Raw genomic sequence first — 25,145 nt, forward strand, 5'->3', positions numbered from 1 at the left:
TGCTCAGCCCATTACGTCACGGGTATCATGCCAGCGCAGCGGAAATCCAATGGCGGGAAAAGCCCGTTTATTCGGGCTCTTTTCGGTGATTTTGTCGCAAACCGCCTCAGGTGGCGTTAACCTCCTGAGGCGGAACGGACCATCAGAAGCCGAGGCTGTCCAACAGGTCGTCGACCTGATCCTGGCTTGCCACAACGCCCGCTTTGCTGGCGTCGAGCTGAGGACCATTGAGCAGGCTTTCATTCTCGCGTTTTGGACGGGCTGCCGGCTCCGGAATGTTCTCCAGCAGAACCATCAGCAGCTGACGTTCAATCTCCTGGATAACATCCATCATGCGCTTGATCACCTGACCGGTCAGGTCCTGGAAATCCTGCGCCATCATGATGTCCAGCAGCTGGGCGTTGGTGAAGCTGGTGTGACCCGGCACATCACCCAGGTACTGACGGGTATCCGTCACCAGCTCACGGGCATCCGCCAGCTCGATAGGGTTCTCAAACCACTCGTCCCAGCGTTTGCTCAGCGCTTTCGCCCCCTTTTCCATCGCATCCTGGTGCGGCTGTGACGCTTCAACGCTGTTCAGCGCACGTTCCGCGGCCTGAGCGGTCATCTGCACAACATAGTCCAGACGATCGCGGGCATCAGGAATGGCTTCCGCGGCTTCGGCAATCGCCTGATCCAGACCCAGCTCGCGCAGGCTGTCACGCAGCATGCGCGTCAGGCTGCCGATGCGGACGATGATATCGCTCGGCGAGTGTTCTTCAACGGGTTTCATAGCAGGTTGCAACATTTCCATCACCTCACATGCCGAGTTTCTCGAAGATCTTACCGAGCTTCTCTTCCAGGGTTGCCGCGGTGAATGGCTTCACCACATAGCCGCTTGCGCCCGCCTGTGCAGCGGCAATGATGTTCTCTTTTTTCGCTTCTGCAGTGACCATCAGAACCGGCATAGACGCCATTCCCGCATCGGCACGAATGGTTTTCAGCAGTTCCAGACCGTCCATGTTAGGCATGTTCCAGTCGGAGATAACAAAACCAAACCCGCCAGCCTGCAGTTTGTTCAGCGCATCAACGCCGTCTTCTGCTTCTTCAACGTTGTTGAAGCCCAGCTCTTTCAGCAGGTTGCGCACGATGCGACGCATGGTGGAAAAGTCATCCACAACCAAAAACTTAAGCTCTTTATCCGCCATAAAATAATACTCCTGAGTCAAATACGTATTGCCTGTCCGGCACTGATTTTCGCCAGCATCTGCTGGCTTACCTGGCTAAGATCGACCACTTCGCTCACGCCACCCATATTGATGGCCTCGCGCGGCATGCCGAACACCACACAACTTGCTTCATTCTGCGCAATCGTCCAGGCGCCAGCCTGGTGCATTGCAAGCATTCCGGCGGCACCATCGTTGCCCATCCCCGTCAGGATCACCCCAACGGCGTTGCGCCCCGCATGTTTCGCCACCGAATGAAACAGCACATCCACCGACGGACGGTGCCGGTTGACCGGCGGTCCGTCATGAATTTTGATTTGATAGTTAGCGCCGCTGCGCGCCAGCTCCATATGCTTGTCGCCCGGGGCGATGTAGGCATGTCCCGGGAGCACGCGCTCGCCGTCTTCCGCCTCTTTCACGCTGATCTGGCATAGCTTGTTCAGGCGTTCGGCGAACGAACGGGTAAAGCCTGGCGGCATATGCTGAGTGATCAGAATACCCGGACTTGAAAGCGGCAATGGCTGGAGTACATGACGAATTGCCTCTGTTCCTCCGGTTGACGCGCCAATCACCAGCAGTTTTTCCGAGCTGAGTAAGGGACCGGCCTTCAGGGTCGCAGGCGCGGCCATCGGCGTGTGGGCGGCAAGCTTCGCACGAGACGCGGTGCGGATCTTCTCGGCGATCATTTCGCTGTAGGCCAGCATCCCTTCGCGAATGCCGAGCTGCGGTTTGGTGACAAAATCCACCGCCCCCAGCTCCAGCGCGCGCAGGGTGATTTCCGAGCCTTTTCCGGTCAGGGAGGAGACCATCACCACCGGCATGGGCCGAAGCCGCATTAATTTTTCGAGGAAATCTATGCCATCCATGCGCGGCATCTCGACATCCAGCGTTAGCACGTCGGGGTTATATTTTTTAATTAAATCCCGCGCTACCAGCGGATCGGGCGCGGTTGCCACCATCTCCATGTCGCTGTGGCTATTGATAATTTCAGTCATGATCTGACGCATCAGCGCTGAATCATCGACAGACAACACCCTGATTTTACTCATGCTTTTTCCTTACTCAGCGCATATACCGTTTGCCCACGCAGGCTAAACTCACGCGCGAGGTTGCTGAAGTTTTCCGAGTGCCCTGCAAACAGTAAACCGTCAGGCTTGAGCAACGGAACAAACCGACGCAGAATGTCCTGTTGCGTCGTTTTATCAAAATAGATCATGACGTTACGGCAAAAGATAGCGTCGAACGGCCCCGGCACGTTGTACTGCTTATCCAGCAGGTTTACGGGCGCGAATTCAACGCAGTTCGCCAGCTCCTGGCGTACGCGTACCAGGCCTTCATGCGGGCCTGTCCCGCGCATGAAATAACGCTGCAGCTGCTGCGGTGACAGCGTTTTCAGTTCATCCTGGCGATAAACGCCGTTACGCGCCTTCTCCAGCACCTCGGTATCGATATCGCTGGCGTAGACTTTCCAGCGTCCGGGCGTCATGCCCAGGGTGTCAGCCAGGGTGATCGCCAGCGAATACGGCTCTTCACCCGTCGAGGCGGCCGCACTCCATACGCGATACTCCCCGGTGCGACGGCGTGCGTGCTCGGCCAGGACCGGGAAGTGGTGGGCTTCACGGAAAAACGCCGTCAGGTTGGTGGTTAACGAGTTAATAAAAGCCTGCCACTCTGCGCTGTTCTGGTTCGCCTCGAGCATGCTCAGATAGCGGCCAAAATCATCCAGCCCCAGCGTACGCAAGCGCCGCACCAGACGGTTGTAGACCATGTCGCGCTTATGATCCGCAAGCACGATCCCCGCACGCTGGTAGATTAACTGACATATCCGACGAAAATGCGCGTCGGACAGCGCGAGGCGCTGTGTCATCTGCAACAATAATGACGTTTGCCCAGGGGGCATTGGTGATGTCATAGCGCCTTCTTAATTACATTCAGGATACAACTGGCACGGCCTGCGACCGCCCGACTTCTGTTACTGCTTCAACGTGCTCTTTCACATTAAACACCGCGACCAGTCCGGTCAGACGATCTGCCTGGCTGGCCAGCTGATCGGTTGCCGCTGCCGCTTCCTCAACTAACGAGGCGTTCTGTTGCGTCACCTGATCCATCTGGCTGACGGCCTGTGCAACCTGCTCAATCCCGCGACGCTGTTCGTCCGACGCCGAGGCAATTTCGCCCATGATGTCGTTCACCCGCGTGACGGAGGTGACGATCTCGTGCATGGTTTTCGCCGCCGTATCCACAAGCGTTGAGCCATGCTGAACGCGCGAGACCGACTCTTCGATCAGCACCTTAATCTCTTTCGCCGCGTTGGCGCTGCGGCTCGCCAGGTTACGCACTTCCCCCGCCACCACCGCAAATCCTCGCCCCTGCTCCCCGGCGCGCGCCGCTTCCACGGCGGCATTCAGCGCCAGAATGTTGGTCTGGAACGCGATACCGTCAATCACGCTGATGATGTCACCAATTTTCTGCGAACTGGTGGCAATCTCCTGCATGGTGCTGGCGACATGGGACGCCTGGTCTCCACCTTTCTTCGCCGTCATCGCCGCCTGTTTTGACAGGTCAGACGCCTGACGCGCGTTATCGGCGTTCTGGCTTACCGTCGCGGTCAGCTGCTCCATGCTGGCCGCCGTCTGCGCCAGCGAAGCCGCCTGCTGCTCGGTGCGGGACGAGAGATCGTTATTGCCCGCCGCAATCTCTGAGATCCCGGTGTGCATGGCATAACTGCCCTGCCGCACGTCGCTCACCGTTTCCCGCAGCGATCCCTGCATCGCCTTCAGGCTGGCAAAGATCGCCGAAATTTCGTTCCTGCCGAACACCGCTACCGGACGCGCCAGATCGCCTTTCGCAATACTGTCGAAGTGGCTGCTGATAATCGCCAGCGGCTGGACAATCATTCTGCGCGACCAGAGCAGTGCGGCGCCGGTCAGCAGCCCTGCCAGAATCACCACCACGGCAAAGATGACGCCCGACATGTGATAGCTTTGACGGCTCTGTTCACCGGCACGCTGAACAGACTGGTTAATATCCTGCTGCCACGCGTTAAAGCTGCCATCAAACGCCGCCTGCGAGGCCTGAACCGGCGCGGTCATAAAGTCCGACAGCTGGTTGTTCTCAAGCCACGTCGCCTGATGGTCCAGATCGCTGTACCACTGTTCAAAGTTCGTCTTCATGGCGGCCTTCAGCGCTTTCTCTTTCTCGCTGTCGGCGGCCTGCGCCGTAAAAGCTTTAAACTGTGCGTCAGCCTGTTTCAGGCTGTCGCGCGCGGTCGCCATCAGCGCTTTAATGTCATCCGGCGGATAACTCAGCGCGGTTAAGGTTCCTGCCTTGTTCAGCGCAGTGCTTGCCTGCAACAGCACGGCACGCGTTTGTGCCAGTGCGGAGCGCTGCTGATTACTCGTCTCAACTTCCTGCAAATTCTGATAGCCATCGCGAAACGCCCAAAAAGACAACCCGTTACTGCCAACCTGCAACACACCGCAAAGGATCAGAATCAAAAACAGTGTGGTCGAGATACGAATACGATTTAACATCCACGCTCCCATCAAGCGGCAAGCAGCCGCGGTTTAATTGTCAGTCAAAATGTTTCCCAGTTTTCATCTTGTCCGGTCGTCGCGGTGCGCGTACGGCTTGCAGCCGATTCAGCGGCTGGCGCGCGATACGTCGCCTGCGGGGTGACCGTGTTTCCAGCGAGTGAAGCGAGACGAAACGCCGAGACGGCCATCTTCAGACGGCTCGCCTGGTCTTCCAGCGCAGCGGCCGCCGCAGCGGACTCCTGCACCAGCGCGGCGTTTTGTTGTGTCACGCGATCCATTTCCGATACCGCCAGGGCAACCTGGTCGATACCACGACTCTGCTCATCAGACGCAGAGGCGATTTCACCCATGATGTCCGTCACGCGGGTGACGGCATTCACGATGTCATTCATGGTCTCCCCGGCGCTTTCCACCAGCACGGAGCCGGTATCCACGCGGGAGACGGAATCTTCGATCAGCGACTTGATCTCTTTTGCAGCATTGGCGCTGCGGCTGGCCAGATTGCGCACTTCCCCGGCCACCACGGCAAACCCGCGTCCCTGTTCGCCCGCCCGCGCCGCTTCCACGGCGGCGTTAAGCGCCAGAATGTTGGTCTGGAAGGCAATACCGTCAATGACGCTGATGATGTCGGCGATTTTCTTCGAGCTGTCGGCGATTTCGTGCATGGTTTTCACCACGCCATCCACCACGCGACCGCCGCGCTGCGCCGTCTCGGAGGCGCTTTCTGCCAGCTGAGACGCCTGACGGGCGTTATCGGCGTTCTGCTTCACGGTCGCGGTAAGCTGCTCCATGCTGGCGGCCGTCTCCTCCAGGGCGGAAGCCTGCTGCTCGGTACGAGATGAGAGATCGTTATTCCCCATCGCAATTTCGCTGGTGCCGGTATAAATAGCTTCCGACCCGTTGCGCACGTTGGCGACGGTGTCGATTAACGAACGCTGCATGTGGTCAACGCTATTTGCCAGCTCGGTGATCTCATTACGCCCGGAAACGGTCAGCGTTTTGGTCAGATCGCCGCCGGCAATTTCACGAATGTGGGCAATGACGCGGCCAAGAGGGTTCAGCAGGATATGGCGAATGCCGTACCATACCGCGACCAGCACAATGACCAGCGCCAGCGCCATCACGGCCATCTGCCATTTCGCAAAACGATAGTCATTCTGGCTTGCGGTAAAGGCTGAGTGATAGAGATCGCCACTGACCTTCGCGTATTCCCCCAGCGCGGCGCCGAGTGCGTTTTGCATCCCCTGCGTAGGCTGTGCGAAATAGGCGTCCATATTGCCGCTCTCCAGGAACTGAATCAGTTCCGTCAGACCGGCATGGTAGGCGCTGTATTTTTCATCGATATTCTGGCTCACCTGCTCCATCGCAGGCTGCGGGGTGATCTTTTTGAAGGCGTCGTAGTGTTTAGCGGCGTCAGCAAGGGTGGCACGGGCATTTTTCAACAGATCGGTTTTCGCGCTGCTCTGCTGATTGTTGGGATCCATCATCATGCGCGCGGACGAGCGGCTCAGGTTGATACGCGTTTGCAGCATCAGATCCCACGTTGACGTGAGTTCACTTTGCTGCAGACGGAGATCGTTCGAGGCCGCGAAGCTGTCCTGGTTCTGTTTTAATGACGAGAAAAAAAGCCCGCCGGAGATAAGCTGAAGAAGTGCGAAAATGACCAGCACCATCATAAGCATTGTGACAACGCGGATACGGTTCAACATACAACACCTTCTCATAGATTTATTAACGGTGTTATCGGCACTACCCACAGGAACTTTACATTTGAGAAAGGGAAAAGCGCGGGGCTAAAACGCCACGTCAACAATCAGCGTATCGGTGTAGGTTCCGGCGGGTGGCGTGGTCTGATTGGTCAGGACTTTCGCGGTGTAATTGTAGGTGCGCAGTAAGCCGTCGGTGCTGACCTGTGACGATACCGCGCTGGACCAGCGCTCGCTGCCACTGCCGCCCCAGCGGTTACTGGTGGCTTCTTTATAGATGTCATAGCTCATGGCGTTGCTGCCGCTCACCATGCGCCGCACGTTGTTCAGCGCGTTAGCCCCGTTGTTAATGCCGATGGTATACGTACTGCCTTTGGTACAGGTGACGGCAATCGCCTGCGAAACGGTAGGGAAACTTTGTACCAGCGGTGCGCTGTTGAAGTTCACGTCCGGCGTGGTCATGGCGCTGCAATCGTTGGTAACAGTCATGTTCAGTAGAATGGTGGTCGTCGCGGTGCCCGCCTGATTGATTGTGCAAATGCCGAGCGCGCCCACGGAGCACACGCTGTAGTTAACGCTGAAGGTTAACTGCACCTGATATGGCCCGGCAGTGACGTTTTGTCCGGCGACGGTGCGAAAATAGAGCGGAATGTTGTACTGCTTTGACCCCAGCAGCCCCAGCAAGGTATTTCCACTCCAGGTATACGATTTACTTATCTGTACCTCGCTGCTGCTCGCGCAGCCCGAGAGTCCGCACAGCCGGGTGGGGATCACGTCCGTGATAGTCGCATCATCTGTCCGTTTCATGGTGGCCCGGCTGCTGCCCGAAACCGATGCCGCGGTGTAGGTCAGCGTCACCGAGTCGTTGGTCAGCAGATTCAGTATGGCATCACAGGACACCACCAGCGTGCCGGTGGTTTCCACCTCGCCTGTTCCGCTGAGCGCGAAGGAGGTGACGCTGCCAAATGAGGCATTGACAGTACTGACGGTACACGCCGCCCAGCCGCCGCCGGAGAACAGCAGCAGAATCAACAGCAGCAGGCGCGTCATGGCGCCTCCCGACAAATCAGCGGCCCGTAGGTTTTCAGCTTGTGTTCCGGATTGGCTCCCACGGTCAGGGTCGCCCTGCAGCGTTTTCCGTCAGGCGCTATCACCTCCAGCGGGTTCACATCACTGAGATTTTCCAGCCAGGCGATGCCGTCATACCCCACCACCGCATTGCTGCGCGAGACCCGTCGGACCTGGCTTCCCACCGGCAGCACCTGCCCGTGCGCATCATGCAGAATAACGCTTGCCACCCGCTCCTGCTCCATAGGAAAATCAACCAGATAGCCGCTGTGACGGCGGATCGCGATCCGTCGCTCGGTCTCTTTCAGACGGGTATCCGCCGGCAGATTCAGGGTATCGATCCGGTAGCTTGCGGGGTAATACGCCGACACCCCGCTCACCAGCAGGTAGCCGTTGTTATTGGTTTTACCGACGGGCTGGTTCTCGTAGCTGACGGGCACATCCGGATGACCGTCGGTACTGATGACCACAAACGCATCGTTGATTTTATTCGCTGCAAACAGTTCGCCGTCCATCAGGACAATTGCGCCCATCGCCTCGCCCCACCAGGTCATGGTATCCCTTTCGCCATAACCGCCGCCCTGCAGCTCTATGTTGTTATTGCGCCAGCCCAGCGTCCCCTGTTGATAATCACTGGATCTTGACTGGTTGGCCCAGGCCATGTTCCAGCTAAACCCACCGTCAGAAGGCATGGAATGGTTATAGTTGATGCGCTGGGTACTGCCTGCATCCGGGGTATTTTCAACGGTGACGGCAGCGCTGTCGCGTGCACCCAGTGGCACCTGCAGCGACAGCGCGACCGTCCAGTCTCCCCGCTGCTGATCCCGGCTGCCGGCCAGGTAAATGCTGCTCGCCCCCCACAGATTGCGGCTCCAGGAGAGATTGAGCAGCTCGGTTTTTTGGCTGTCGAAACTCTCCACGCCGATCCAGGCCGCACCGATGTTGCCGTACTGTCCCAGATTGAAGGTCAGAGAATACTGGTCCGTATTACGGCTGAAGCTGGCGATGGGTTTATCGTTTTCGTCATACACCGTCGGCTGGTCGTAAAGGGCCAGATTGCCAAAGCCGCGACCGCGACGCGTGTGCTGGGTGGCGACGCTAAACGCGCTGGTGCTGTACTGGTAACCCCAGTTGATTTGCCCGCCCGCATCATCGCGCATGCGGCTCTGCGAGTAAGAGGTATTCACCACGCCAAACTGGCCGAGTTTTATCACGGTCCCCGCCCCACCCAGCGCCAGCTCCTGCGCCCCTTCCGCGTGGCCTTCCAGCGTTAGCCAGTCTGTTAGACCGTAGCGATACGAGCCGCTGCCCGCCGCGGAACCGTAGTCAAAATTCTTGATGCCGTAGTTACGCCGCAGGCTGCCCAGGGTCACGGCGCCGTCGCTGAGCCCTTGTTTAAGCAGGTCGCTGGTGACGTAAAACGGTAGCGTAGTGCTCACCTGGCGCCCCAGCGCATCCGTCGTGACCAGCACCGCATCCCCGGCGCCGTTGATATAGGGCAGATTGGTCAGGGTGAAGGGGCCCGGCTGAAGCTGGGTTGAGCCGGAGCGATAGCCGTTGATAAAGAGATCGACCGAGGTGGGTACCGCGGCCTCCCCCGCGAACTCGGGCAGCGGCCACGTCACCAGGTCAGGGCGCAGGGAGAAATCCCGCCCGACGCTGATCCCTCCCATCCGCACGCTGGAGCTCCAGCTCAGGGCATCGCTGATCACGTCCCCAACGCTCCAGCTCATCGCGTCATCTTCGTTAGTGAACAGCAGGGTCGTGTCATAGCGGACATACCCTTCCTGCTGGCCGTCGTTACCGCTGAAATTTTCGCGCGCGTAGCCGGTGGAGGAAAAGGAGCCGTTCTCGTTGAAGTAGCGGAACTCATGCCAGAGCGACGCCTGACCGCCGATATGCTCCGTGCGGTTGGTGTAGAGATCGTAATTGAGCAGCGCCCCGCGCCCGTAGTGCGGTTTGGCCTGCGTCGCTTGCGCGCTGAACGGCGTCACCCGGGCCGTCACCCAGTCACGGGGAACGGTCAGCAGCAGGCGCTGCGCGGCGCTGTCGTACTCCACCCGAACCAGGGCAAGCGAGGAGAGATTCACCTCTCCGGTGGGAACATGCGCCGGGGGCAGCCCCGCGCGCAGCAAATCGGCGCTGGAGATAAAGAAAGCGCCATTACGCTGCGTCACGGGCACGACCAGACCGGTATCGTAGTGGTTGACCACGAGAGCAAGCTGGAAAACCGCTTCATCATGTATCGCCTGTGCCTGGGGCGGCGGCGGTAAACTGTCGTCACCGGGCTCAGCCCAGGTTGCGGAACTGACGCAGAGCAATATCATCATCGCCGGCTTCAGTTGACGGGCGTCGACTGCCATTGTGCGTCCCTGGCATTAATCTGCGCGCTCATCCGCTCTGGCTGACGAACGCCAGCGGGTACCGGCCAGCTACGGGTGCTGCCCGGAAGGACGTAACCCAGTAATCCCTCCGCAACCGTGCGTTTCTGCCCCCCCTGCTCCAGCGCCACCTGGCTTAGCCTGACATGGACATCCCCGCGATTTCGAACCTCCAGCGCAGGCTGTCCACCCGCCTGCGTCACCCGCCAGCTCAGGTTTCGGGTCTCCACCAGCGCGTGGTGCGCGCCCTCTTTTATCGTCGGCATCCCCTGTCCATACACAAACAGAGGAATGGAGTATCGCATCTGCAATTTGAGGCCAATGGAGGGTTCGGCTTTAGCATCAGGCTGGGGGATTTCATCGACAATAATGCGGTAGGCCTGTTCGACGCCTGCGGGGACTGAAGTCTGTTTGATAAGGCGAATAAGCTGCTTGCTGCCCGTGCCAATCGTGACGATCGGCGGGCTGGCGACCACGTCCTGCTGCGCGGTATAACGCTCGTGTCCGTCCTCCTGCTTCCAGCGCACGATGCGGACCTGCATCGTCGTGGCGCTGTTTCCCTGGTTCTGGATCCACAGTTCCGTGGCATTGGCGTCCGCAGCAAGCCACGGATCGATAGGCCAGAGCAGGATAGTGGCCGCCGCCTGTACCTGGCCGATTGCCGCAGCCATGCCCAACGCGCCCGCCAGACAAACGGGTCTGAAAAATGGCTTCATCAACACTCTCCCTTTATTACCATGACAAGGTCACGGTGAGCTGATCGGAATAGGTTCCCGCCGGGCTAAAACCGGTCAGTAGCGCCACGCCAAAAAGCGGCAGCGCGATGTTATTGCTATTGGTATAGGTCACCGCTATCGCCTGGTTGACGCCAATTTCGCTGTTCGCGGCCAGCGAGCTGCTGCTGTAAAGCCGGTACGGCACCAGTTCTGTTCCGCCTGATCGCTTCATCCGGCGGACGGAGGCGTAATTCTGCCCGCCGTTAATGCTCATGCTCAGCGCCACGCCCGGCGTACAGGCGATAGACAACGCCCCGTTTGGCACAAAGCTGGTGCTGACCGGCGCGCTCTCGACTCCGTTATGGGTGCCAAAATCCAGCGTACCGAGAAGCCCTCCGCTACCGGTGGCTACCGCGCATCCCGGTACAATCGTCGCGCTGACCTTAAACGACTGTGATGTCACCGCATTCGCCGCGGGCATCATGAGCAATCCGACGAGCAGCGCGAAAAAAGGCTGCACGTGTCCCTCTGCGCATTTGCGCAGACCTGTGAGAGTTGCCTTCATGGCTATTCGGGACTAATAGGTTACGCTGACGTTAATCGTGTCGGTGTAGGTTCCCGGGACGACCGTCACGCTGTTACCACCGCCGGTAATACGTCCGTAGAGGGTGTAACTGTCTACACCTCCGGCCGTTGAGGCGATCGGCAACGCGGCGTTGTTGGCAATCACTGTGTTAAACCCGCTGTCGCTGTACAGGCTGTAAGCCACGCCCTGGGCCGCGTTGGCCGTATTAACCAGATAGCGTTCAGGCGTCCCCGGCGAACCGACAACGGTTCCGGGTGCCGTAGAATGGGTATTACCGGTGATCGCCACCGTATAGCTGGCGGTCGTACATTGAATGGTGAAGGTGTTTCCGCCGCTGGCGCCGCTCAGCTGCGTCGTAAGAGTGGAAAAGGTTGCCGGATGGGTACCGAAATCGAGCGTACCGAAATTAATGCCGCTTTGCGCGGGCGATCCGTTTATCAGACAGCCGTTTGTCAGCGTCAGCGTCGCGCCGATGGTGCCACTGCTGGTGACGGCCAGCGCCTGATGGGCCGTAGTCGCAGTCAGTAAGGTTCCTGCGCAGATCAAAAGGAGTTTTCTTTTCATTTACCACCCTCCAGAAGACGTCTCCGTTCCCTTGCCACATTTTATTTTTGTCGTTCAAGATGTTAGCCCCGCTTAAGGTTCCTTTGAGGGGGTTATTGAGAATTTAGTTTACGGATATCGCTTCGACCACCCGCCCCTCAACGCATAAGCCATATGTCTTATTGACTTAATTTCCTTATTAATAACAGAGAGTTAAATTTATTTAATCCGCGATTTTATTTTTTCCGGAGAGAATATATCCATTAAAGTGTGATGTAGATCACAATATATCGTCAGGGCAATAACAACAAAATTAATAAAACTTAAAAAGGTGTTGTATCCCCCTACACTTTGCGTCAATTTATGTGCCGAATAATTTCCTGCATCGTAATAAAAAATTTATATGTATCGATGCGGGCTACATCTGAAGCGCATAGAGGGTCTTTTTTCGTGGCAAGTGCAAACAAACTCACACTCTTCATCGTGATATTCATGCTGGCGGGTATTCTTTCAGGGGCAGCAATTCATGAATATGCATCTGCGGATGCCATCACAGCCTGGTCGGATAACATTACCCTTCTGACCGATATTTTCCTCCGTCTGATCAAAATGGTCATTGCACCATTGGTCTTCAGCACGCTTACCGTCGGCATTATGAAACTGGGCGAAACCTCCACCATTGGCCGCGTTGGCGGTAAAGCGATGGTGTGGTTTATCAGCTCATCCGTGCTCTCCATTCTGGTTGGCCTGTTTATCGTCACGCTGGAGCATCCGGGAAGCGGTCTGAACCTGACGATCCCAACCGAAGCGGTGGATACCGGTCTGGCCGTTGGCGGCATGACGCTGAAAGCGTTCCTGTCGCACACCATTCCAACCAGTATCGCAGGGGCGATGTCGAACAATGAGATCCTGCAGATTGTGGTGTTCTCGATGTTCTTCGGCATCGGCGGCGCGTCGCTGGGGCAGAAATTCAACGCGCCGCTGGTGGCCGCGCTGGATGTGGTTTCCCATATCATGCTGAAGGTCACGGGTTACGTGATGTACGTTGCTCCGCTGGCCATTTTTGCGGCGATCTCCTCCGTGATTGCCACGCAGGGTCTGGGCATTCTGCTGAACTACGCCTCCTTTATTGGCGGCTACTATGTTGCCATTCTTCTCACCTGCATGGTGCTGCTGGCCGTGGGTTACATGGTGCTGAAAAAAGAGGTGTTCCGCCTGGTCAGCATGCTGAAAGATCCGGTCCTGGTGGCGTTTACCACCAGCAGCTCTGAAGCCGCCTACCCTAAAACGCTGGAGCAGCTGGAGCGTTTTGGCTGCTCGCGCAACATCGCCTCTTTCGTTCTGCCGATTGGCTACTCCTTCAACCTGGTGGGTTCGATGGTGTACTGCTCTTTCGCTTCGATGTTTATCGCTCAGGCGTACAACATTCACCTGAGCTTCTCGGAAGTGACGGTTCTGATGCTGACGCTGATGCTGGCCTCCAAAGGGATTGCGGGCGTACCGCGTTCATCCCTGGTGGTGCTGGCCGCGACGATCCCAAGCTTTAACATTCCGGTGGCGGGTATTCTGCTGCTGATGGGGATCGACCACTTCCTGGATATGGGCCGTTCCGCAATTAACGTTCTGGGGAATGGTATTGCGACCGCGATGCTGTCGCAGAATGAAGGTGCGCGGGAAGCTGAAGCGGAAGCTGAGCTGGTAAAGCAGGAAGCGTAAGGGCATGAAAAAAGGGTGAGGCCTGATGCCCTCACCCCAACCCTCTCCCACAGGGAGAGGGAGCAAACACAAAAAACGGCAACCTGGGTTGCCGTTTTGCATTTACCTACGCTACGTGACTCGCCGCGATATCCAGCAGCGCCATCTCATCGCTGTTCAGCAGCTTCTCGATGTTCACCAGAATCAGCATACGCTCGCCGAGCGCGCCCAGACCGGTCAGGTATTCGGTCGACAGCGTGACCGCAAACTCCGGCGCAGGGCGAATTTGGTCTGAGGTCAGGGAAAGCACATCAGATACGCCGTCCACCACGATACCGACCACGCGCTGCCCCAGGTTCAGAACGATCACCACGGTGTTGTCGTCGTAGTCAACGTCGCCCTGGCTGAACTTCACGCGCAGGTCCACGATTGGCACAATAACGCCACGCAGGTTGGTGACACCTTTAATAAAAGCAGGCGTGTTAGCGATGCGGGTAACCTGGTCGTAACCACGGATTTCCTGCACTTTCAGGATATCGATGCCATACTCCTCATCGCCTAAAGTGAAGACCAGGAATTCCTGCCCTGATGGCTCGCCCGCCAGTTTCGTTACATTACTCATACCGGTCATGTTATTACCTTCTACTTAATCAGGCGGCTGTGTACGCCACACGTTGTTCACGATTTAATCCCTGAAGCGCCGACACATCGACGATCAGCGCCACGCTACCATCACCCAGAATGGTGGCGGCAGAAATACCCGGCACTTTGCGGTAGTTACTTTCGAGGTTCTTGACCACCACCTGGTGCTGGCCAATCAGCTGATCAACCAGCAGCGCGTAGCGGCGGCCCGCGCTTTGCAGGATCACAACGATACCCTGCGTGGCCTCTGTCTTCGCCCCGTCTACCTCGAACACTTTCCACAGTTCCACCAGCGGCAGGTACTCACCACGCACTTCAAGAACGCGCTCGCCACCCGCCAGCGGATGCAGATCTTCTTCGCGCGGCTGCAGGGATTCCATCACGGCGTTCAGCGGCAGGATAAAGACTTCGTCCGCCACTTTGACTGACATGCCGTCGAGGATCGCCAGCGTCAGCGGCAGAAGAATGCGAATGGTAGTGCCGGAACCCTGTTTAGACTGGATCTCAACGTGGCCGCCCATCTCCTGGATGTTACGTTTCACCACGTCCATGCCTACGCCGCGCCCGGAGACGTCGGTCACCTGCTCTGCGGTAGAGAAGCCCGGTGCGAAGATCAGCATGCCCACTTCTTCGTCGGTCATGTTTTCATTGACCGCCATCCCCTGCGAAATTGCTTTTGCCAGGATGCGCTCGCGATTCAGACCGGCGCCGTCATCGGTCACTTCGATGCAGATGTTCCCGCCCTGATGTTCCGCAGAGAGGATCAAGTTGCCGACCGGGGATTTTCCGGCGGCAATGCGGTTTTCCGGCAGTTCGATACCGTGGTCGAGACTGTTACGCACCAGGTGCGTTAACGGATCGATGATGCGCTCGATCAGGCTCTTATCCAGTTCGGTTGAGCTGCCCATCAGGGTCAGTTCAATCTGTTTATTCAGCTTGCTGGCAAGGTCGCGCACCAGACGCGGGAAGCGGCTGAAGACATATTCCATCGGCATCATACGGATGGACATGACCGATTCCTGCAGGTCACGGGCGTTACGCTGCAGCTGGCCCATGCTGGTGATCAGATCGCCATGGGTGACCGGGTCGAGTTCGTTTGAACGTTGCGCCAGCATCGACTGGGTGATCACCAGTTCGCCCACCAGGTTAATCAACTGGTCAACCTTCTCAACGGCAACGCGGATACTGGTTGACTCGCTGGAGCGCGCGGCAGGTTTTTCACCACGGCCAGGCGCAGCGGCCTCTTTTGGTACTGCCTTCAGCGCCGGGGCCGCAGGCGTCACAGCCGGTGCCGCGGCCTGAGCGACAACAGCCACCTCTTCCGCAGCCGCAGGGGCGTCAACCGCAGCCGTTTCGGTTTCGAAAGCGATCTGGTCAGCTTCAATCACAAAGCACAGCACCGCCACGATATCGTCCTGGCCAATCCCGTCATCAAGCGTCGCGGCCAGGCTGTCTTTGCCTTTTACCACGTTGCTTAATTTCGCCAGGTTACCCAGCTCTTCTTCCAGCAGGTTAACTTCGTTCTCTTTCAGGCGCGACAGCACAACGCGCAGTTTGCCCGCCTGCGCAGCGGCTGGCGCGGCCTCGTCGGCAGCAACCGCATCGACAACGCTCAGTTTCGCGGCCGGAACAACCGCTGCGGCAACCTCACCTTTTGCTTCCAGCGCGAGCTGGCGCAGCGCATTGCAGATGTATTCAAAGCTGGCGGCATCAGGCTCTGCCGAACTTTTATAGGCGTCGAGCTGTTCCTGCATAATATCTTTGGTTTCCAAAAACAGGTTGATAATGTCGGTATTGAGCTGCATCTCACCGCGTCGTGCTTCATCAAGCAGGTTTTCCATTAAATGGGTCGTTTCCTGCAGGATGGTAAATCCAAACGTTCCGGCTCCGCCTTTAATAGAGTGCGCCGCACGGAAGATGGCATTGAGCTGCTCGGAGTCCGGTGCTTCGGGCACCAGGTCGAGCAAGTGTTGTTCCATATCGGCCAACAATTCGTCGGCTTCATCAAAGAATGTCTGGTAAAAATCGCTAATATCCATGCTCACGCTATCACCTCGGATTGGCTGGTGGCGATGTTGGAACGGCAGCCGAAGGAACGGCCCCAGGCTGTTTTAAATCGTCCAGTGACTCATTCTGACTTTCGGCGTTTTCATGCAGGATGGCCTGCTCCGCCTGCTGGTTCAGCACTAAAAGACTGATACGACGGTTGATGGCATCATCCGGCCCGCGGTCGGAAACGCGCATGGTTGCGGCCATGCCGACTACGCGCAGTACCTTGCCATCATCAAGCCCACCTGCCACCAGCTCGCGACGCGAGGCGTTGGCACGATCGGCAGAAAGCTCCCAGTTGCTGTATCCCTTCTCCCCATTGGCGTACGGGAAATCATCCGTGTGTCCTGACAGGCTGATTCGGTTAGGAATGCCGTTCAGCACCGGTGCAATACCGCGCAGAATGTCGCGCATGTACGGTTCGACTTCCGCACTCCCGGTTTTAAACATTGGGCGGTTCTGGCTGTCGATAATCTGAATACGTAGCCCTTCCTGCACCAGGTCGATCTTCAGATGTGGGCGCAGCGCGCGCAGCTTCGGATCCGCCTCAATCAGCTGATCGAGATCGCCACGCAGTTTCTTCAGACGCGCCTGCTCCATCTTTCTTTTCAGCTCGTCGATGTTCGGCTCTTTTTTCACCTCACCCTTCTGCTGGGTGTAATCATCGCCGCCGCCCGGGATCGGGCTTTCGCTGTTAGAAATACGCGGCCCACCGGCCACCGCCGTTGCCAGCGGTGTGCGGAAATATTCGGCAATCTGGATCAGTTCTTTTGGGCTGGAGATGGAGATCAGCCACATCACCAGAAAGAACGCCATCATTGCTGTCATAAAGTCGGCGTACGCAATTTTCCACGAGCCGTGTGCGCCATGCCCGCCGCCCTTGTGCTTGCGTTTTTTTACGATGACGATCGGATGGGACTGGTTTTTCATGCGTCCTCAGTTGTCGTCTGTTGGTTTGGGTTTTTCACCGCACGCACGTGTTCTTCAAGCTCGATAAACGACGGACGCTCGCTGGAGTAAAGCGTTTTACGGCCAAACTCAACTGCGATCGGTGGCGCGTAACCGTTGAGGTTAGAGAGCAGCGTGATCTTCACGCACTGCATCATTTTGGTGGTTTCCGCGCTCTTCTGGCGCAGAACGCTTGCCAGCGGAGAGATGAAGCCGTACGCCAGCAAAATACCGAGGAAAGTCCCCACCATCGCATGGGCAATCAGCGCACCGAGCTCGGCTGCCGGACGGTCTGCCGAGGCCAGAGCGTGAACCACCCCCATTACCGCAGCAACGATACCGAATGCCGGAAGCGAGTCGCCGACCAGTGCCAGGCTGTTGGCCGGCACTTCAGATTCGCTTTCGTGAGTTTCGATCTCTTCGTCCATCAGCGCTTCGATTTCGAAGGTATTCATGTTGCCGCTGATGATGAGTCGCAGATAGTCGACGATGAAGTCCAGCATCATGGCGTCAGCAAGAATGCGCGGATAGCTGGCAAAAATTTCGCTCTCTTTCGGGTTTTCAATATCCCGTTCAAGCGAGAACATCCCCTGCTGACGCGACTTCGCCATCAGGCGATAGAGCAGTGCCAGCAGATCCATATACATGCTTTTGGTGTATTTCGAGCGACGGAACAGCAACGGAATTGCTTTCAGCGTGCCCTTGATCGATTTACCGTTGTTGCCAACGATAAAAGCCCCTACCCCTGCACCGCCGATGATAATAAGTTCAGCCGGTTGATAGAGTGCTCCAAGGTGCCCGCCGGTCATCATGTAACCGCCGAAAACTGTACCGAGAACTACCAGGTAACCTAATAAGATAAGCACGACATCATCCTTCCGCTAGTGACTATGGCAAGGACGTCCAGCTCGCAGCGTTGACCGTTTACGGGGTAAAAAAAAGCAGCGGTAATCGCTTACCGCTGCTGGAATCTTTCCCACACGTTCGGGTTAAACAGCTTGTTCGATCTGTTCATCCAGCAGTTGTGGAATAATATCGGCAGCATCCCGGGAAAGTTTACGTCTTTTTACTGCGCGGGATGGAGGCTGACATAAACTACAGGCGAAGCTGCCTGCAGGCTGATGAGCATGGGTAATAAAATTGCCGTTGCAGCAGTTGCAGCGCGACAGCTCAAGCATTCCGCTCTCAACAAAACGCACCAGCGTCCATGCGCGGGTCAGCGCCAGCAGAGGACCTTCTTCCTGCTGTGGGCATTGTTCAAGGTAAAGTTTGTAGGCTTTGATCACGGCGTCAACGCCGCTACACAAACCGGTTTTGAGAAGATACTGCCAGGCATTACAGAACATGGAAGCGTGAATATTCTGCTCCCACGTCATAAACCAGTCGGTAGAAAACGGCAGCATGCCTTTCGGCGGGGGACTACCACGTAACTCTTTGTACAGTTTGATCAGACGGCCACGGCTCAACTGCGTCTCGCTTTCCAGCATTTGTAAACGAGCACCCAGTGTAATCAGCTCCATGGCTAACTGTATGTCACGCGCTTCCTGAACAATGCTTTTCTCGCTCATTGCTAGGCCCTTTTCTTACGGGCTACGTCATCAGGCTGGCTGATTTCGTTAAGCAAGCGAGTGGAAAGAAGAATACCGGTATGGATCTGTTGAAGATCGTCTACACGGGACTCCTGCGTCAGACGCGTTATTGTCTGTGAATCATCGAAACGGAACTGGCAAACCAGTTGATTCGTTTCAGCCAGTTTAACCATCTGCGGGAGGGTTAAGCTGCCCAGCATGGTTGCCATTTCTTCGTTAATACCCAGACGAAACATCGCGGACGCCTTGTCCTGACTAATCAAACGCTGCGCGAGCAGTAAATACGACAAATTGATGTCATAGATATGTTTTAGCAACTCGGATGTATGCATTGTTCCCATCCCGAATAACCAACTATTATTTTTATGCGGAAAGACCGCACCCCGTGATGTCGCCGGGAAATCACCCGGTATAAAAAAGAAAAGGCTAAATGCATAGTTGAATTTAGGTTTGTATTCATCGAAACGCGTAAGAGAGGAAACGCGAATGCGTCTCTTACATGTTTTATCATTTCTTACAAATAACTAAGATTTTTCCTAATTCGACGCAAACTCTACTCGTCAGTTTTGACACATACAATCCAGCCATCCTCAAATTTAAAAAAAATGTGATCCACGTCACACAATTTAAGTGAATATGACCCATAAATCCATCAGTATGACTTGTAATTTGTTTGTTTTTTAACCAATCAGTACTGTTTTGTATTCTTAATTGACGAATACTCATGCAGACGGGCGATCCGAACTGGCATGCAACGTGCTTCTACCCCCGTAAGCGCTACGCTGAAACATTTACAACAAACCCCTCTCCGGGAAACATTTTTCTTACCGTGAAAAAACATATAGTTATGCAGGTAGCACAAAAAAGATGTTTCAGGACGTGATCATTCGAAATGAGTTTGTAACGCGCCAAAACGATTTAACAGTTAAAGCGTGAATTTGTGTGATTTACGTTAAGTTGTTAATTTTTTTCATTTAGGCGCATTTTTCAGTTATTCTTCTTATAAGAATAATTAATGAATAATTATGATAAGCTTCACACTAATGTCGTAATCAGCTCTTGCAGAACCTGGGAATTCGCGGTAAAGGTGATCAAACGCTGTCTGACAGACACCTAAGGAGTGCGCCATGAGTTACTCCCATCTTCTTGTTTCCGTTGCAGTTTCTCCAGAAAGTCATCAACTCGTCGCCCGGGCCGTTTCCATTGCCAGACCCCACAATGCCCGCATCAGCCTCATCACGCTCGCCGCGGAGCCTGAGATGTACAATCAGCTGGCCGCCCCCATGCTGGAGGATATTCGTGAGGTCCTTCAGGAAGAAACGCAGCAATTTCTGCGCGAACTGGTGGAAAAGGCGCAATATCCGGTTTATGAGACAATTATTGCGACCGGTGAACTTAACGCCCATATTCTCGACATGTGTCGTAAACAACATATTGATTTAGTGATTTGCGGGAATCATAACCACAGCTTTTTATCGCGCGCAGCCTGTGCGGCGAAATCCATTGTCGCATCGAGCCAGGTTGATGTGCTGTTAGTGCCACTTGGGGGGAGTTAACCCCCCAGTGGAAAATCAGGCGAGTTTAGGGAAGGTCGCGATCTTTTTTTGCAGATCGCCTTCATGACTTTGCGGGGTGATATCCCGGAGATCCTGAATAAAACGTGCCTGCCAGTGGTTAATGTCGTTCTTACGGATCGTCTCCATCATATCAGCATGACGGGAAATACGTTCCGTGAGCGGCATAGTCAAGGCACGATTCAGCGCGTTTGCCACGTCGTCCCTGTCATAAGGATTAACGATAAGCGCCGACGTGAGCTCATTTGCGGCGCCGGCAAACTGGGAGAGCACCAGAACACCCGGGTCGTCAGGATCCTGGGCCGCCACATACTCTTTCGCGACGAGGTTCATCCCGTCGCGCAGCGGCGTAACCAGGCCAACATCCGCATAGCGGAAGACCTTCATCAGGATCTTACGGTCAAAGTGCTGATTCAGGTAAAACAGCGGCGTCCAGCCCAGCTGCCCGTAGCGGCCATTAATGCGCCCTGCTTCTGTCTCCAGCTGATGGCGAATGTCCTGATAGGCCTGAACCTCACCGCGCGACGTCGGCGCGATCTGGGTATAACGGATTTTACCGTGATGCTGCGGATATTTATCCAGCAGCGTTTCATACGCCAGGAAGCGTTCCGGCAGCCCTTTGGAATAATCAAGACGCTCAACCGAGAAGATATTTTTCACGTGTTTGAGTTCATTCTTAAGCTGCGCCAGCTTCGGCGGCAGCGGACCGGAAGCCTGCTCCGCGATTTCGTCAGGTTCAATCCCAATTGGATACACTTCGGTGTGGAACGTTTTCCCCCACGCCGTATGGGTTTTCCCGCCTTTGGTCACCAGACGCGCTTTACCTGACACGGAGTCAAGGAATGCGAGGCGGTCATTTTCGGTCTGGAAGCCCAGCAAATCGTAATCACACAGCGCCTCCAGCAGCTCTTCATGCGGCGGGAGCGCGGTAAAAATTTCCGGCGTCGGGAACGGGATGTGCAGGAAGAAGCCAATCCGGTTATTTACCCCTCTTTTTCGCAGCTCTCTGGCGAAGGGCAACAGATGATAATCGTGGATCCATAAAATATCGTCTTCTTCGATTAATGGCAGCAGTTTATCCGCCAGCAGCGCATTCACGCGCGAGTAGCCTTCGAAGGATTCACGCTGGAATTTGACCAGGTCAAGACGATAGTGAAACGCGGGCCACAGGACGGCATTCGAGAACTGCGAGTAATACTCGTCGTAGTCTTTCTCTTTCAATGCAAATGAAGCCCACGTAATGTTTCCGCGCGTCACCTTTTTGAGCGGTTTCTCTTCTTCACTGATTTCCCCACTCCAGCCAAACCACAGCCCGCCAGCGGCTTTTAAGGCACCTAATACCCCTACCGCCAGGCCACCCGCACTGGCTTTTTTATCGTCAGGCGGTGCGATTCGGTTAGAGACGACGACTAAGCGACCCATAATGGTTTCCCCCTTTGCTTTGCGCTATTTGTTGTTGTTGCTGGTTAGCGATGTCAGATATCCACTGCCAGACGCTGGCGACATCCGCCAGTCGCCATTCGGCAACAGTGTCACCAGGCCCCACCTTGACGGCGATCCCTCCGGCCTGATTCACCACGCGAAACCCGGCCTCGTCGGTCAGGTCATCCCCAATGAAAACGGGCGTTCGCCCTTTGAAAGGCGGCGACGCCATAAACGCGGCGATGGCCGCGCCTTTATTAATCCCTTTCGGTTTTAACTCAACCACGCATTTGCCGGGCTGTAACGCCAGCTGTGGATGCGCATCAGCCACCCTCTGAGCAAGCGCAAGTACGGCCTCCTCATGCTGCGGCGCCTGACGATAATGCAGGGCAAAGGCCATGCCTTTGGCTTCCAGCTCGGTGCCAGGCAGCGCTTCCAGCGCGTCAGAAAGCTGCTTATGTAGCGTTTGCGTGAGTGCGTCGGGGAGTGAAACGATATGCGTTTGATCATGGATGTCGCGGCGCTCCGCTCCGTGTACACCGGCTAGCGGAAAGTGGTATGGACTGGCGAGCAGATCCAGCTCGGCCATTGAGCGCCCTGATATCAATGCCAGTGCTCCCTCATTCATGAGTGAGAGCTGATGCAAATCCTGTAACACCGCCTCCGGAATAGACACCTGATCGGGGTGCGGTTTTATCCCGGCGAGCGTGCCGTCGAGATCAAAAAAGAAAGCATAGTGTCCGGGCAGTACAGGCGGTGCGGTTAACGTGTCAGCCACCCTTTTCCTCCTTACGGTTTACGAGAGGTAAACGCCTTTACCTCTTTCATAGCCATGTAAGTATAGACAGTGTGACGTGGCTCGCCATTTGACAACCGCCCCGCCAGTATTACTGGCGGGGCGGTTAAGAGGTCAACTAAGGTTATAAGTTGAGCAATAAAAGACAGGAAAAAGGGTTACACGGTACGCTTCGCTTTTTGCTTGTAACGGTCGAAAATCACCGCTGCCAGCAGGATCAGACCACGAACCACGTACTGCGAGAACGGTGAAATATTCAGCAGGTTCATGGCGTTCTCCACCGTCCCTAAAATCAGGATACCGGCCACCACATATGAGATTTTTCCGATGCCGCCCTTGAGGGAAACGCCCCCTAACACGCAGGCCGAAATGACGATCAGCTCGTAACCGATAGAGGTCATCGGCTGACCGCTGGTCATACGCGACGCCAGAATAATCCCCGCTGCGGCAGAAACCAGCCCTGAGAGCACAAAGATAATAATTTTAGTGCGTACGACCGGCACCCCAGCCAGACGGGCGGCCTCTTCATTACCGCCAATCGCCAGCGTATTACGGCCAAAGGTGGTCCGGTTAAGCAGGAAGCCGAACAGGATCAGGCAGGCCACCGTCAGCCATATAGGCGCAGGCAGACCCAGCCAGTTGGCATAACCCAGCGTGAAGAAGCGCTCGTCTTCAATCCCCACCGCTTTACCGTCGGAGATGATATAGGCCAGCCCGCGGACAATTTGCATCGTCGCAAGCGTGGTGATCAGGGCGTTAATCTTCAGGCGCGCGATAACAAAACCGTTCACCAGACCGCTGATGACGCCGAGTAACAGACCGGCTAAGACGCCAATCCACAGGCTCTCCGTCATGTTGATCACCACGGCCGTCGTGACGCCCGCACAGGCAATCACCGACGCCACCGACAGGTCAAAATCGCCTGAGGCCAGGCAGAACAACATCCCGCAGGCCACCATCCCGGACATGGAAATGGCCAGCCCCAGCCCCTTCATATTAATGAAGGTGGCAAAATTAGGGACAAAGATCGCGCAGGCAAGGAACAGTGCGGCAAAAACCACCAGCATGCCGTACTGATCCCAGATACGTCCAATACTCAGCGCCGACTTCGACTTCGGCACTCCGGATGTAGTAACAGAGGACATCATTAACTCCTTACTCAGGCGACAGCCTGGCTAACTTTAGGCATGGCGAGGTTCAACGCCTGTTGTTCATTCGCCTGTTCATGAAGTAATTCGCCGGCAATTTCGCCTTCACGCATCACCACAATGCGGTCGGCCACGCCAAGCACCTCCGGCAGATCGCTGGAGGCGAAGAGCACCGCCACGCCGCGTTTTGCCAGCTCATAGATCACGTTATAGATTTCGTGTTTTGCCCCCACATCGATACCGCGCGTCGGCTCGTCCAGCAAAATGACCTTCATATCTTCTGACAGCCAGCGGCCTAAAATTGCCTTCTGCTGGTTTCCGCCTGACAGATTCATGATCAGCTGTTCCGGACCCGGCGTTTTGATATTCAGCGAGCGAATATGGTGGTCGGCGTTACTCGACTCCCAGCTATCGTTTATCAGGCAACCGGCGCGAATAAACTTACGACGGGCAGAAATATTGATGTTGTCGCGCACCGAGTGCACCGGAATGATCCCCTCGGCTTTCCGGTCTTCCGGGCAGAGCATCATCCCCGCCCCGATCGCGTGGGCCGGTTTCTGGATATCTACCCGTTCGCCGTCAATAGAGACCTGACCATCGGTAATACGGGTACCGCCGAACAGACCTTTCATCAATTCGCTGCGCCCCGCCCCCACCAGACCAAACAGGCCGACGATTTCACCGCTGCGTACGGATAACGAAATCGGTGTTCTGACGCCCGGCGCTTTGACGTTATCCAGGCGCAGGCGTTCCGGGCCGTACGGGCGCGGTTGCCAGTGATAAATATCGCCCAGATCGCGTCCGACCATCGCCTGAACCAGCTGGTCATGGTTCACCTGCGCCATGTCGGTAAAGGTGCGCACATAGCGTCCATCTTTAAAGACGGTGATGGCGTCGCTCAGGGCAAATATCTCTTCCATACGGTGCGAGACATACAAAATCGTGCGGCCTTCCTGACGCAATTCGCGGATCACGCGGAACAGATTTTCGATTTCACGCTTAGAGAGCGAACTGGTAGGTTCGTCGAAGGCAATAATTCTGGCGTTACGCGCCAGCGCCTTGGCAATTTCAACCATCTGCCACTGGCCGATGGAGAGGTATTTCAGCGGCGTCTGGGGATCGACGTCCAGGCCCAGGTGTTTAAGCTGCAGCCCCGCTTCATAATTAAGTAGCGAACGATTCACCACGCCGCCTTTGTGCGGGAGCTGTCCCAAATAGATGTTTTCCGCCACGGTCATCTCAGGAATGAGGTGCAGCTCCTGATAGATGATCGCCACCCCGGCATTGAGCGCCGCCGTGGTATCGGCAAACGCCACCTCTTCGCCGCGTATGGCCAGCGAGCCGGTAGTCGGCGTGTAGTTGCCGCTGAGGATCTTCAACAGCGTGGATTTTCCCGCGCCGTTTTCCCCCATCAGGGCGTGAACCTGGCCGGCATAGCAGTCGAAGCTGATATCGGTCAGCGCGTTAACACCGGGGAAAGTTTTCCCGATACCGCGAAAAGAGAGATACGGATCAGACTGTCGCATAACGTCTCCGTGATT

General features: G+C 56.0%; 23 protein-coding genes. 2 read left to right on the forward strand and 21 right to left on the reverse strand.

Features of this window, described 5'->3' with window-relative positions:
• Positions 1-142: 142 nt before the first annotated feature.
• The 11 genes from cheZ to ACMGG5_RS20830 form a co-directional block, all read right to left on the reverse strand.
• Positions 143-787 (reverse strand): protein phosphatase CheZ, encoded by a 645-nt coding sequence (gene cheZ / locus ACMGG5_RS20780; RefSeq protein ID WP_023312251.1) that lies wholly within the window; start codon positions 785-787, stop codon positions 143-145.
• A 10-nt stretch (positions 788-797) separates the two neighbouring features.
• Positions 798-1,187, reverse strand: coding sequence for a chemotaxis response regulator CheY (cheY, locus tag ACMGG5_RS20785; RefSeq protein WP_008500431.1), 390 nt, complete (start codon positions 1,185-1,187; stop codon positions 798-800).
• Between the two features lie 17 nt (positions 1,188-1,204).
• On the reverse strand, positions 1,205-2,254 hold the full coding sequence (locus tag ACMGG5_RS20790) for a protein-glutamate methylesterase/protein-glutamine glutaminase (RefSeq protein ID WP_008500430.1): 1,050 nt from the start codon (positions 2,252-2,254) through the stop codon (positions 1,205-1,207).
• Entirely contained in the window at positions 2,251-3,117 is an 867-nt protein-coding gene (gene cheR, locus ACMGG5_RS20795; protein WP_023312253.1) for a protein-glutamate O-methyltransferase CheR, read from the reverse strand. The genes ACMGG5_RS20790 and cheR overlap by 4 nt, the downstream gene beginning before the upstream one ends.
• A 19-nt stretch (positions 3,118-3,136) precedes the next feature.
• Positions 3,137-4,738 (reverse strand): methyl-accepting chemotaxis protein IV, encoded by a 1,602-nt coding sequence (gene tap, locus ACMGG5_RS20800; RefSeq protein WP_407858736.1) that lies wholly within the window; start codon positions 4,736-4,738, stop codon positions 3,137-3,139.
• A gap of 44 nt (positions 4,739-4,782) precedes the next feature.
• A complete protein-coding gene (gene tar / locus ACMGG5_RS20805; RefSeq protein WP_420278462.1) occupies positions 4,783-6,450 on the reverse strand; it encodes a methyl-accepting chemotaxis protein II in 1,668 nt (555 codons plus the stop codon).
• An 84-nt stretch (positions 6,451-6,534) separates the two neighbouring features.
• A complete protein-coding gene (locus ACMGG5_RS20810; protein ID WP_032647810.1) occupies positions 6,535-7,497 on the reverse strand; it encodes a spore coat U domain-containing protein in 963 nt (320 codons plus the stop codon).
• Positions 7,494-9,878 (reverse strand): fimbria/pilus outer membrane usher protein, encoded by a 2,385-nt coding sequence (locus tag ACMGG5_RS20815; protein WP_420278463.1) that lies wholly within the window; start codon positions 9,876-9,878, stop codon positions 7,494-7,496. The genes ACMGG5_RS20810 and ACMGG5_RS20815 overlap by 4 nt, the downstream gene beginning before the upstream one ends.
• Positions 9,854-10,612: a molecular chaperone gene (locus ACMGG5_RS20820; protein ID WP_048992257.1), complete on the reverse strand. Its 759-nt coding sequence runs from the start codon at positions 10,610-10,612 to the stop codon at positions 9,854-9,856. Before ACMGG5_RS20820 ends, ACMGG5_RS20815 begins: the two co-directional genes overlap by 25 nt.
• Positions 10,613-10,628: 16 nt before the next feature.
• Positions 10,629-11,177 (reverse strand): spore coat U domain-containing protein, encoded by a 549-nt coding sequence (locus tag ACMGG5_RS20825; RefSeq protein ID WP_024909673.1) that lies wholly within the window; start codon positions 11,175-11,177, stop codon positions 10,629-10,631.
• 12 nt (positions 11,178-11,189) lie between these two features.
• Positions 11,190-11,762, reverse strand: a complete 573-nt coding sequence (locus ACMGG5_RS20830) for a spore coat U domain-containing protein (RefSeq protein ID WP_032647817.1) — start codon at positions 11,760-11,762, stop codon at positions 11,190-11,192.
• Between the two features lie 429 nt (positions 11,763-12,191).
• On the opposite strand from ACMGG5_RS20830, the gene ACMGG5_RS20835 reads away from it, so the two are divergent.
• On the forward strand, positions 12,192-13,457 hold the full coding sequence (locus ACMGG5_RS20835) for a dicarboxylate/amino acid:cation symporter (RefSeq protein WP_024909671.1): 1,266 nt from the start codon (positions 12,192-12,194) through the stop codon (positions 13,455-13,457).
• 106 nt (positions 13,458-13,563) lie between these two features.
• Here ACMGG5_RS20835 and cheW read toward each other — a convergent pair whose 3' ends face one another.
• From cheW to flhD, 6 genes are all read right to left on the reverse strand, one after another.
• Positions 13,564-14,067: a chemotaxis protein CheW gene (gene cheW / locus ACMGG5_RS20840; RefSeq protein ID WP_023312262.1), complete on the reverse strand. Its 504-nt coding sequence runs from the start codon at positions 14,065-14,067 to the stop codon at positions 13,564-13,566.
• A 19-nt stretch (positions 14,068-14,086) separates the two neighbouring features.
• Positions 14,087-16,123, reverse strand: a complete 2,037-nt coding sequence (gene cheA, locus ACMGG5_RS20845) for a chemotaxis protein CheA (RefSeq protein WP_024909670.1) — start codon at positions 16,121-16,123, stop codon at positions 14,087-14,089.
• 4 nt (positions 16,124-16,127) lie between these two features.
• Entirely contained in the window at positions 16,128-17,057 is a 930-nt protein-coding gene (gene motB, locus ACMGG5_RS20850; RefSeq protein WP_024909669.1) for a flagellar motor protein MotB, read from the reverse strand.
• Positions 17,054-17,941, reverse strand: coding sequence for a flagellar motor stator protein MotA (gene motA, locus ACMGG5_RS20855; RefSeq protein WP_008500417.1), 888 nt, complete (start codon positions 17,939-17,941; stop codon positions 17,054-17,056). The genes motB and motA overlap by 4 nt, the downstream gene beginning before the upstream one ends.
• A gap of 123 nt (positions 17,942-18,064) precedes the next feature.
• Positions 18,065-18,643, reverse strand: coding sequence for a flagellar transcriptional regulator FlhC (gene flhC, locus ACMGG5_RS20860; RefSeq protein ID WP_008500416.1), 579 nt, complete (start codon positions 18,641-18,643; stop codon positions 18,065-18,067).
• A 2-nt stretch (positions 18,644-18,645) separates the two neighbouring features.
• Positions 18,646-18,996 (reverse strand): flagellar transcriptional regulator FlhD, encoded by a 351-nt coding sequence (gene flhD / locus ACMGG5_RS20865; RefSeq protein ID WP_333074862.1) that lies wholly within the window; start codon positions 18,994-18,996, stop codon positions 18,646-18,648.
• Between the two features lie 795 nt (positions 18,997-19,791).
• Here flhD and uspC point away from each other — a divergent pair.
• Positions 19,792-20,220 carry a universal stress protein UspC gene (gene uspC, locus ACMGG5_RS20870; protein ID WP_024909668.1) on the forward strand — a complete coding sequence of 143 codons (429 nt, stop codon included), beginning with the start codon at positions 19,792-19,794 and terminating at the stop codon, positions 20,218-20,220.
• A gap of 15 nt (positions 20,221-20,235) precedes the next feature.
• On the opposite strand, the gene otsA is transcribed toward uspC, so the two are convergent.
• The 4 genes from otsA to araG all read right to left on the reverse strand — a co-directional run bounded on the left by otsA (position 20,236) and on the right by araG (position 25,130).
• Positions 20,236-21,660 carry an alpha,alpha-trehalose-phosphate synthase gene (otsA, locus tag ACMGG5_RS20875; RefSeq protein WP_048992259.1) on the reverse strand — a complete coding sequence of 475 codons (1,425 nt, stop codon included), beginning with the start codon at positions 21,658-21,660 and terminating at the stop codon, positions 20,236-20,238.
• Complete coding sequence (otsB, locus tag ACMGG5_RS20880; RefSeq protein ID WP_024909666.1) at positions 21,635-22,438, reverse strand: trehalose-phosphatase; 804 nt, start codon at positions 22,436-22,438, stop codon at positions 21,635-21,637. Before otsB ends, otsA begins: the two co-directional genes overlap by 26 nt.
• A gap of 176 nt (positions 22,439-22,614) precedes the next feature.
• Positions 22,615-23,604 carry an L-arabinose ABC transporter permease AraH gene (araH, locus tag ACMGG5_RS20885; RefSeq protein ID WP_193745657.1) on the reverse strand — a complete coding sequence of 330 codons (990 nt, stop codon included), beginning with the start codon at positions 23,602-23,604 and terminating at the stop codon, positions 22,615-22,617.
• A gap of 11 nt (positions 23,605-23,615) precedes the next feature.
• Positions 23,616-25,130 (reverse strand): L-arabinose ABC transporter ATP-binding protein AraG, encoded by a 1,515-nt coding sequence (araG, locus tag ACMGG5_RS20890; RefSeq protein ID WP_024909788.1) that lies wholly within the window; start codon positions 25,128-25,130, stop codon positions 23,616-23,618.
• Positions 25,131-25,145: the final 15 nt, after the last annotated feature.

Source organism: Enterobacter sp. BNK-34 (assembly GCF_048684445.1).
GTDB classification, from domain to species: domain Bacteria; phylum Pseudomonadota; class Gammaproteobacteria; order Enterobacterales; family Enterobacteriaceae; genus Enterobacter; species Enterobacter pseudoroggenkampii.